The 10,586-nt window shown below is 35.1% G+C and carries 10 protein-coding genes; 2 read left to right on the top strand and 8 right to left on the bottom strand.

The window, feature by feature from the left end:
• The 3 genes from BS85_RS10800 to mqnE all read right to left on the bottom strand — a co-directional run.
• A partial coding sequence (locus BS85_RS10800) for an acyltransferase (protein WP_051604642.1) occupies positions 1-1,083 on the bottom strand: 1,083 nt, incomplete at its 3' end.
• 2 nt (positions 1,084-1,085) lie between these two features.
• On the bottom strand, positions 1,086-1,544 hold the full coding sequence (locus BS85_RS0102610; protein ID WP_026943441.1) for a phosphoribosyltransferase: 459 nt from the start codon (positions 1,542-1,544) through the stop codon (positions 1,086-1,088).
• Positions 1,545-1,567: 23 nt separating this feature from the next.
• A complete protein-coding gene (gene mqnE, locus BS85_RS0102605) occupies positions 1,568-2,632 on the bottom strand; it encodes an aminofutalosine synthase MqnE (protein ID WP_051604641.1) in 1,065 nt (354 codons plus the stop codon).
• A 186-nt stretch (positions 2,633-2,818) separates the two neighbouring features.
• On the opposite strand from mqnE, the gene BS85_RS0102600 reads away from it, so the two are divergent.
• Positions 2,819-3,358: a PAS domain-containing protein gene (locus BS85_RS0102600; protein ID WP_026943439.1), complete on the top strand. Its 540-nt coding sequence runs from the start codon at positions 2,819-2,821 to the stop codon at positions 3,356-3,358.
• Positions 3,355-4,731: a methyl-accepting chemotaxis protein gene (locus BS85_RS0102595; RefSeq protein WP_026943438.1), complete on the top strand. Its 1,377-nt coding sequence runs from the start codon at positions 3,355-3,357 to the stop codon at positions 4,729-4,731. Before BS85_RS0102600 ends, BS85_RS0102595 begins: the two co-directional genes overlap by 4 nt.
• 218 nt (positions 4,732-4,949) lie before the next feature.
• Here BS85_RS0102595 and BS85_RS0102590 read toward each other — a convergent pair whose 3' ends face one another.
• From BS85_RS0102590 to BS85_RS0102570, 5 genes are all read right to left on the bottom strand, one after another.
• Positions 4,950-5,633 carry a hypothetical protein gene (locus BS85_RS0102590; protein WP_156938013.1) on the bottom strand — a complete coding sequence of 228 codons (684 nt, stop codon included), beginning with the start codon at positions 5,631-5,633 and terminating at the stop codon, positions 4,950-4,952.
• Positions 5,634-5,707: 74 nt separating this feature from the next.
• On the bottom strand, positions 5,708-7,831 hold the full coding sequence (locus BS85_RS0102585) for an ATP-dependent helicase (protein WP_026943436.1): 2,124 nt from the start codon (positions 7,829-7,831) through the stop codon (positions 5,708-5,710).
• A gap of 11 nt (positions 7,832-7,842) precedes the next feature.
• Complete coding sequence (locus BS85_RS0102580) at positions 7,843-8,652, bottom strand: M48 family metallopeptidase (protein ID WP_026943435.1); 810 nt, start codon at positions 8,650-8,652, stop codon at positions 7,843-7,845.
• An 18-nt stretch (positions 8,653-8,670) separates the two neighbouring features.
• Positions 8,671-9,915, bottom strand: coding sequence for a hypothetical protein (locus BS85_RS0102575; protein WP_026943434.1), 1,245 nt, complete (start codon positions 9,913-9,915; stop codon positions 8,671-8,673).
• Positions 9,916-10,563 carry a uracil-DNA glycosylase family protein gene (locus tag BS85_RS0102570; RefSeq protein ID WP_026943433.1) on the bottom strand — a complete coding sequence of 216 codons (648 nt, stop codon included), beginning with the start codon at positions 10,561-10,563 and terminating at the stop codon, positions 9,916-9,918. It lies immediately after the preceding gene.
• Between the last annotated feature and the right edge of the window lie 23 nt (positions 10,564-10,586).

The raw sequence follows: 10,586 nt of genomic DNA, 5'->3' as shown, positions 1-10,586 counted from the left end.
TTTGTTTTTGTGTTTTAGAATCGTAAGTAGAATCTTAAAAGGAAGTTTAGAGATTCCAAAAAGAGATTTAGAATCTTGGATAAGGATTTGTCCTAGTTGGTAGTTAAGATGATTTTGGATTCTTGTTGTTGCTGTGCCAAAGAGGATAGATTCAAGATGAGTGATGCGTTCTTGGAGAGGATTTGGAGCTGGAGCTACTTGAGGAGTTAGCTTTGGAGATTTTATAATCTCAAAGTTTAATTTTTTAAATTGTTTTGTCATTGAGGGTAAAGGAATCTCAAAGGGACAATTTTCAAAATAAGCAAAACGATTCTTATTTGTATTGCAATACAAATAATCATAGACAAACTCTAATTTCTCTTGTGCGCTTTGTAAGGATTCTAACTTTGCTTCTATGGATTTGGGAGAGAGGAAAGAGTCTTTTTGGTAGATGAATTTGAAGTTGTCGGTTTGAACTTTTTCTAATTGTTTGATTTTTTCTTTTGTGGAATCCTTGATTAAACTTCCATTCCAAAAAACTCCTTTTCTTGTTTGCTTTGCAGGGATTCCGACATTTGCAGTATTGGAATAATAGGTTTTTGTCGCAACTGCTTTAGCCCCCATAATACTTCCACTTGCTAAAAAGGTGTTTTTAAGTATCCAAGCCCATTGCCCCACCCACACATGATCTCCTATCAAACAATTCCTATGAGAGACATTAAGACAGGTGTGTGTTTGGCAATCAAAAATTGGGTGATGGTCGCTATTTTCAATGCAAATTCCCCAAGAAAATAAGCAGTCATTACCAATAATACAATAACTCTCGCTTGTGATATTTAAAGACATATTAGCAGCACTCTGCCCAAGAGCATTCCCTATGTAACACAAGCAATTTGTAAAAATCAAGATTTTCCCTTTAAAGCAACTATCCCCGATAAAAATTAACGCATTATTGCCCATAAAGTTAATATCGGCACTGCTTAAAGTCGCTTGTTTGCCCAAGAACAAAATGTTATCTTTGCCCCTAAAGTTAATTTTAGAATTCGTTTGGCGATTCAAATCACCATAAATCACATTGCCATTCTCCCATAAATGCTTTTGCATACTTATTTTTGCCCTTCTCGCATAGACTTGACAATATCTACTTCCCAAAAAAATTCTACCCAATCATTCACTTCACGCAAAATAAAGTCTGGTTTAAAACTTGCTGTTGGCTTGTGAAAAATGCACGCCGTTTTAAAATCTATACTAGAATTGATTTCTTTTAAAATATTATAAACTTTCTCCATACTTGTGCCTGTATCTACGATTTCATCAACAATTAAAATGCGTTGATTTCCCCCAATTTCTGGAATATTAGAAATTTGTATCTCTTGCTGAATTTTGTTAAAAAACGAAGAAGCATTGATAGTATAAACGCGTCTTAAATCCAATGCGATTCCTAAGAAATGAGCCATTGTTAGCCCACCACGAGAAATTGCAACAATCCCATCAGGATTAAAATCAATTTTATCCACCAAATCTTTCATATCTTCTCTGAACATTTCATAACTATAATATTGCATTTTCTCTCCTTTGTTGTTTTGATTTATGTGTAAGTGCGAATTTCATTGTATAAACTATCCCTCTCCACAGGCAAGAATCCAGCGTCTTTTATCTGTGCTACCAATTCATTTTTCAAGATTCCATTCGCACTTTTACTACCACTTGCGCTTTGTATTGCTTCTTTTTGAATCGTGCCATCAATATCATCTGCACCAAATTCTTGCGCTACTAGGGCTAAATTCAAGCCCAAAGTTGCCCAATAAGCTTTAATGTGTGGAATATTAGGCAACAAAATCCTAGAAATCGCGATAGTCTTTAAAATCTCCTGTCCGCTTGGGAAATTTTCAACTTTTAAAAAATTATTCTCTTTTTGATAAACTAGAGGAATAAAGGCATTAAATCCTCCGCTTTTTTCTTGTGTATGATAGAGACGCAACAAATGGTCAATGCGATGTTCTCGCGATTCTATATGCCCAAATAGCATTGTCGCATTGGATTTTTTACCCAAAGAATGCCAAAGACTATGAATCTTTAACCAATTTGTAGAATCTACTTTACCCTTGCAAATAAAAGCACGAATCTCTTCATCAAAAATTTCTGCCCCTCCGCCGGGCATAGAATCCACACCATTTTCAGCCATTAATCTTAAAACTTCCTCATAAGTTTTGCCACTTAATTGACTTAAAAAATTCACTTCCGCAGCGGTTAGTGCCTTAATATGAATCTCTGGAAACTCTGCTTTAAGTGTCCTAAAAAGGTCTAAATACCATTCTAAATTTAAATTAGGATTATGCGCTCCTACGATATGCAGCTCCAACGCCCCTGCTTGAATAGAATCTCTAGCGATTTTTAAAACCTGCCCCTTATCCATTGTGTAAGAATGGGGATTCTTCCGATGTGCAGAAAAACCGCAAAATTTACAAATGTCCGCACACGCATTGGTTGGATTAATGTGCCGATTGGAATTAAAAAATACTTTTTTGCCAAAATAATCTTGCCTAATAGAATCTGCTATTTTGCCAAGCGTAAAAATATCCAATTCATAAAGCTCTAACGCCTTTTTAGGGTCTAAAAATTCTATATTTTTATTGTTTTTTTGTAGATACACTGCAATAAACCTTAAATAATTTTTACTGCAAAATTATACAGAAATTGCTTTAACTTTACTCTAATTTGCAAAGATTCTCTCAACAAAATCACAAAAATATCAGTTTTAAGTTTCTTTTTATCTTTATTTTATGAAATCTGCGTAATAATTATAATATTAACTCTTAAAATTAGGAGAGTAACTCTTATGAATCCAACACGCACTTTTGACTTAAACAACGAAATATTCCTAAACGATGATACACTTATCACTTCCAAAACAGATTTGCAAGGCAGAATCACTTATGGCAATCAAGACTTCGTGCGCTTTAGCGAATTTAGCGAAAAGGAATTTTTACACAAACCACACAACCTTATCCGCCACCCCCTAATGCCACGTTGCGCCTTTAAACTATTATGGGACATAATAAAGCAAAAACAGGAATTTTTCGCCTTTGTAATGAATCTATCCAAGAGTGCAAAAACTTATTGGGTTTTTGCTAATATTACTCCCTCTTTTGATGAAAATGGTAAAGTTATTGGTTACTACTCCGTTCGCAGAAGACCCAGCAAAGAGGGAGTGGAAACATTAAAAGGCATTTATCAAAAACTTTTAGAGATTGAAAAGGAAAAGGGAATGGAAGCAGGAGTGCAATTTGTATTGGATTTTTTAAAACAACATCAAATCTCTTGGGACGAATTAATGATTAACCTCCAAAACAAAGGAAAAGTTAGGGGTTACCGATGAAAATCTTTCTACTTAGCGGGATTATTTTAAGCGGAGTTGGAATCGTATTAGAAATATTTTTAAGAGGCATTAGCATTCATCTTGCAATTTTTGCGCTCCTTTGTGTCTTGTTCTCATTGGCTTTTATTAAGTTTAGAAAAAGAGAAAAACTCATTCAAACCATATTGCAAGTTTCAAGACTCTATCAACAAGGCAAGTTTGAGGCGCGTGTTTTGAGGGTGGAGGGAGATTTAGACCTTTGCACGATTGCAAACACCCTCAACAATGTAGCAGACAACCTAGAAGCCTTTATGCGTGAAATTTCAACCGCTATTCATTGCTCACAAGAAGGTAAATATTTTCGTCTTGCATTTCCACAGGGCTTAAAGGGAGCATTCATCTCAAATATTAATGCAATCAATGAGGCTTTGTTGAAAATTAAAGAAAATGCAAAGGATAATATCCAAAATGCACTTGCTAAATCCCTTATGGATATGAGCTTAGGCAGTCAAAATAGAAATCTTACAAAAATCTCCTCTGATTTAGACGGCGATATGCAGCATATGGAAATTGTAAATGAAAATGTTACAAACATTGCAACAGCCGCAAAACATTCCCAACAAGATGTTTTCTCTATCACAGAATCCATTGATAAGCTAATGGATATTATCAATGAAAATTTAGCGACAATAGAAAGCTTTACGCAAAAGTCTAAAGATATTAATTCCGTAGTAGAAATCATTGCAGATATTGCAAGCCAAACAAACCTCCTTGCGTTAAATGCTAATATTGAGGCGGCAAGAGCAGGAGAACACGGGAGAGGTTTTGCCGTGGTTGCCGATGAAGTACGAAAACTAGCAGAAAAAACACAAAAGGCTACCAACGACATCTCTATTGTAGTGCAGACAATGCAACAAGAAATTGCAGAGATTCAAGATAATTTTGACAAAATATCAGAGTTTGCTAACTCTACACACAAATCCATTACAGACTTCAACCACATCTTTAATAATATGGAACAAATCACCACAACACTCCAAGAAGTCTTTAATAAACTCTCAAGCAAACTACTCTTGAGTGTCTCCAAGCTAGAACACATCGTCTATAAATCCAACCTTTACTTAAGCTTCAATCTAAAACAAGAAACTTGTGATTTTAATGCAATCAATCCAATTTCTAAATATTTAGATGATGAGCATTCTATTGGTCAAATTGGAAATTTGGACATCGCAAACCTTAACCGCACTAAAGTTGCCTTGCTGCAAAATACAAACCAAGCACTAGAAAAACTTAAAGAACCTTTAACAAAAGAAAACGCAGAAACCATCATTAAAACTTTTGAGGAAATTGAAGAATCCTCTAAAGAAACCATTGCGCTTTTAGAGGAACATTAGGGATTCCGCTTTGTCATTGCAAGAGGCATTAGTCTCGTTCGCAATCCATAGCTTTGCATATCTATTGCCTACTTTATCATTAAATCAAAACGAAGCAATCTATACTATTGAACCACTTTAAGGATTCCATTGTTTTAAATATGGAATCGCAAAGTTTCATTTATGCTAGATTATGGATTACTTTGCTGCATTGCTCCTCGTAATGACAGAGAAAAAGATTAAAACAAGAAATTATATCCCATATATACGCCCACAGAGGATGTTTGGCTTAAATCTAGCTTTGTGCTTGTTTCATTGCCTTGAATATTGACTGAACTTGCTTCTTCGCCAAAATTTATCCTCCTTGCTTGTATGCCAAACTCTAACTCGCCATTTTGCAAGGCATAAATCGCACCCGCTTTAACACCATAAGTAAATCCCGTATAATCAAGAGAACCCATTGATTCCTCTTCAATCTTAAAACTACCACTATCAAATTTTCCTTGTGCTAAACCCGCATTGACGCCTAGCAATGCACGCCAATTTAATGTATTTGGAATCTTTGGAGTAATAGCAAACCCGATTGTAAGAAGCTGATAAGAAAAACCATTTTTTTTCAAATAATGTTCAAAATTTGCTAGAATCCGATAGTTTTCGCTCAAAAGATAACCTGCTTGCACACCAAAACCAAACTGCTTTTCACTCAAAGAATGCGTTTGAGACTCATAACCTGCAATATGCAAATCTGCATCAGAATCTGTTTTAGTATAACTCCCATAAACGCCCAAAAGACGATTGCGTCTTTGCTCATAAAGCGGGTGGTAAGTACTTTGTGGTGCATAATATCCCCCGCTAGATTCTGCATTACTAGCACCAAAGCCAAGTGAAGTAATCAAGGCTAAAAATAATAAAATCCGAATCATTAAAAATCCTCCATATCAATTTAAAAATTAAACTAGCAAAAAGGATTCCACAATGGATTAATAAACGATTTATTTTATACTTTAGTTACATAATTACTAAAAATTTCACGCACCAAACCGCCAAAATTAATTTTAAGCTTGGTTTCCTCGCCACTTTGGCTAACCTCTACCACTCTTCCTGCGCCTAGAATTTTGTGTATTACACAATCTCCTTGTTTAAAGCTATCTGTATCCTTGCTAGATTGAAGAGGTATGGATTTGCTTTTTATAATTTGTGATTCTTTTGGATTGCTTTGATTTGCACCACTTTCAACCAAAAAATTAGAAGGTCGCAAACTCGCACGATTTCCTTTATAGAATCTAGAATCTACATAGCTTAGATACAATTCCTTTTTTGCCCTCGTAAATGCAACATACGCCAACCGCCGCTCCTCCTCTAAGCTGCTATCCTCTCTTGTCATTGGAAAAAATCCCTCCTCCAAGCCAATTACAAAAACATAATCAAATTCTAATCCCTTACTAGAATGCACACTCATACAAGACACTCCCTCTACTCCCTTTCTCTCTTGTCGCATTTCAGTGTCTTCTTGATCGCTTCTTAATGCTAAATCATTCAAAAATTCTTCCAATGAACTTGTAGGATTCTGCTTGATAAACTCACGATAAACACCATAAAATTCCTCAATATTGCTCACGCGGTCAATTTCTTCCTTTGTCTTACCTAATGCCTCACAAAGCCCAATTTTATGCTCAAATTCATCTAAAAAACCCAAACTTGATTCCTCAAGACTCTTTTGTAATTCCTGCAAGGTAGTAAAAAAATCCTTTATCTTTTGGTGAGTTTTTTGACTGATTGCATTTTGCACACTTTGAGCCTTGTCTGTATCCTTTAACAACCCATAAATGCTTGTATTGTATTCTTGAGCTAGAGAGACTAATTTATCTATCGTGGTTTTTCCAATCCCTCTTTTGGGCTTATTGATAATCCGCACAAGAGAAAAATCATCGTTTAAATTTACCAATACACGAAAATAACTCAACACATCTTTAATCTCACTTCTCTCATAAAACCGAATCGCTCCCACCAAAATATAAGGGATATTTTCTCGATTAAACCCTTCCTCTAATGAGCGAGAAAGCGCATTGACGCGAAACAAAATCGCAATATCTCGAACTAAAACTCCCTTTTGGAGCAATTCTTTAATGACTTTTGCGATTTTACGCACTTCTGCTTGTTCATCAAGAGAATGCAAAACCTCCACAGGTTTTCCTTTGCTTAAAGTCGCTTTCAATTCTTTGCCTAACCGCTCTTTGTTGTTGGCAATCAGCCGATTGGCGGCTTTTAAAATCGCTTGGGTGGAACGATAATTTTCCTCTAGTTTAATCGTCTTTGCTCCCTTGAATTGTTCGCTAAATTGCAAAATATTTTGGATATTTGCTCCCCTCCAACTATAAATACTCTGGTCATCGTCCCCCACAACACAAAGATTTTGGTGCGTAGAGCAAAGTTGTTTTAAAAGCAGATATTGTAAATAATTTGTATCTTGATATTCATCTACCATTATGTATTGATATTTTTCACTCACTTCCTTTGCAATCTGCGGGTTTTGTTGCATAATCTCCAAAGGAAGTAGCAATAAATCATCAAAATCTACCATATTTTTTTGAAGTAAAAAATTTTGATAGGATTCATAAACCTTTGCAATATGCTGATAAATCTCTCTATGTGCGCTCTTTAACGCTTCATTAGGAGCAATTTGGGAATTTTTATAGCGAGAAATTTCACTCACAACCAACGCAAGAGGTGCTAAATCATTATTAAATTCCTTGATAATGCGTTTGCTATCCTCACTATCTATTAAGATAAAATTACTCTTGCGTTCCAAATAGGAAATGTAAAATTTCAAAAACAATAAACCGAATTTATGAAAAGTGCATAGTAAAGGTGGGTGAGAATTGATGTTTTCAATCATAGAAAGGGCGCGTTTTTGCATTTCACTTGCCGCTTTGTTTGTAAAGGTAAGCGTCAAACAAGATTCTGGTGGAATCCCAACACAATCAATCAAATAAGCAAGTCGAGTGGTAATCGTTTTTGTCTTTCCACTACCTGCTCCTGCGAGAATCAAAAGCGCACCATCAATGCTTTGGACTGCTTCAAGCTGCGCATTATTTAATTGGCTCAAAAAAGATTCTTGCATAACAACCCCTTTTATTTAAAAATACATTGATAAAGTCGTGCATTCAAAGAAGCATTAATGCGCAACCACTCTTTAATGCTTTGAGGATTTGTATCAAATTTGCATACAAGATTCCAAAAATCTCTTTGATGGTTTGGATAGCGCAAATGTGCTAACTCGTGAATCATTACAGAATCTATACAAACAAGCGGCATAAGCGCAAGTCGCAAACTTAAGCGAATGGATTGTTTTTTTGATTGACAACAGCCTAATTGACGATAACTCCTCCCGTAACTCACGCGATGAGGATAAAGCTGCATTGTTTGTGAAATCTCCTCCATACGCACAGCAACATAAGATTCCAATGCTTTTTTATAAAGAGTTACCAAAAGAGATTGGAGTTTTGCTTTCACGGAATCTTGCATAAGCAAAGTATCCCCTTGCATTACTACCTGCCAAAGTTTATATACAAGCAAAGATTCTTGCGTATTCTCTAAACTAGAATCCCATTTTTGCAATACTGTTTGCAAAACTGTAATAAATTTCTTATCTAAATATACCTTTAATGCTTCAAATTCTATCCATTGCCCAAAAAGATAAAACTGATTTATTCTTAAATCCTCTTGTGCTTGTTGGCTTTTTTCAAAATACATAAGAATCCATTGTAAATTTGTCTCAATAAATTCTTCGCAAGTTCTTTGGCTAATATATTTTGGCAAATTCACGATTAGAGTCGTATTGCAATCAAAGCGCATTCTTAAATGTCTAAAATTCCTTTTTTGGACAATTTTGATTGCAAGTTCAGCAGGAAAACCTGCTGGAAGCTTTAACTTTCTTGACATTTAAAGATTCATCAATTTTTAAAGTGGAGCAAAACGATTATTTGCAGGTGTTAAAATCTCTATTTTATATTGCACCTGATTATCTTTGATTCTTTCTTTAAAATATCTTTTTGCACCGCGTGAGCTTTTAAGATAAAAATATTCAATCCCAAAAGCAGTAGCATAATTAATCCAATCATATTCCAAATCCACATTTAACATTTTAGCCTGTTCTACCAACAAACTATCAAGAGGGGAAATAGAATTTGCAATAAACATATTTCTCCTATCGCGTTCTTGCGTAATAGAGAGCAAACTTGGATTATAATTAATCTGCGTGGAATAAACACCATTGGGACGAATATTGTTATAGGTTAATTGCGAAAGAATGATACTAGAGTTTGCAATGGGAGTATTCAAAAAGATTCTTGCTCCCTGCAAAACTCCCCTTAAAGATTTAATTTCTTTTGGCAAATCTGCGCTTTGCTTCAAACTAAAACTTTTAGAATATTTTAAATTTTCATTTGCCGCTTTGGTATATTGTTGCATCTGCGTTCCAATAATTCCAGAGTCATAGAAGCTTGCCGCATTCACATAGGGGTGAATTCTTGATAGTTCTTGAATTTGCGCTTCATAACTAATTCCACCAAATACAAGATTGGCGGAGTTGGAATCGGATAGAATTTGAGTTTTATGCACACTAGGAATAAACACAGAGACACTCGGATTGATTGCATTTAGGTTGTTTGCGCCCTCTTGAGTTAAGATTGCAATAATTTGATGATGACCTTTAGAGTAAATTGTATCCAATGTCGCTTGTAAATCTTCTAATGTCTCACTTTGAGAATCAAACACTTCAAAGTTAAACTGCCCTTTTTGAATCAAAAGATAACTCAAAATCGTATTCATCGTTGTAGTAGAATAGCGTCCAATAGACTTGCGCGGAAGTAGTAAGGCAATATTAAACAAAGATTTTTGCATTCCTAAGGAGTAAGGAATTTCAGAGATTGCAAGTTGTGCTAGAAGCTTATCCAACTGCTCCATTAAATCTTTGTTTTGATTGCTTTCGTTAATGTTTGCAATAAACGAAAAAAACTGCTCATTTGCTAAAAAATCCCTCAAACAACCACTGCTGCATTTTTGGGATTCTATATTTAAAACCTCCATATCGGGAATAGGCAATGGAGAAAGATATTTGCCACTTGCATTAGCAAAAGGAGACAACACCAATATACCAACCATCAAACCAATACATAGTTTTTTCAAGACTTTTTTAAATACCATTTAATTTTTCCTTGACAACAATTCTTTAAGATTCAACAATTCCTTATGTGCATTAACTTTTAATTCTGGCTGCCTAAGAAGTTGATTCAAACTAAAAGTCGGAAAAAGGCTTAGATGATTCCATTCAAACAATTTACCTTGCACTTGTTCGTAATTGCTACCATCTTGTGTAAAATAAAAATATGTGTCTGCACCAAACAAAACTACCACTTTGCTTTGTGCAAACTCTAGTTGTTTTAGCAAATACCCCATACACGATTCCACACAAGTTTTTTGCGCATTTTGCGGAATCTCACATTTCAAAAGCGAAAGAATAGATACTTCTTGCAAACTCAAACAAAAGACGCGTTCAATAATATTTTTTAACATCTGTGCAGCTTTGGAAGCAAAGCGAAGTTGAGAATCCAACAAGGGAGAAAGTGTGAGAAAAATCAACCGAGAAGACGGATTACACAATCCTGCGCAAGCAGGAGAGGATTTTTGCACACATAACTTACAAGATTCTATCAGAGTTTTTAAATCTTGTTGGTTTTGGCTCTGAAACCCCCTTTGTGCAGGTGTTACAAACTGCGGATTACAAAAATCAAATCCGCAAGATTGCAATAAGTAGAGCTTTTTTAATAATAAAGCTTGGTGGAGTGTTTGCAAATTATCTCCAAATTAAAGAATTA

The organism is Helicobacter rodentium ATCC 700285 (assembly GCF_000687535.1).
GTDB classification, from domain to species: Bacteria; Campylobacterota; Campylobacteria; order Campylobacterales; family Helicobacteraceae; genus Helicobacter_D; species Helicobacter_D rodentium.
Note: the sequence above shows the minus strand (reverse complement) of the source record. Positions and strands in the feature narration are given on the sequence as shown.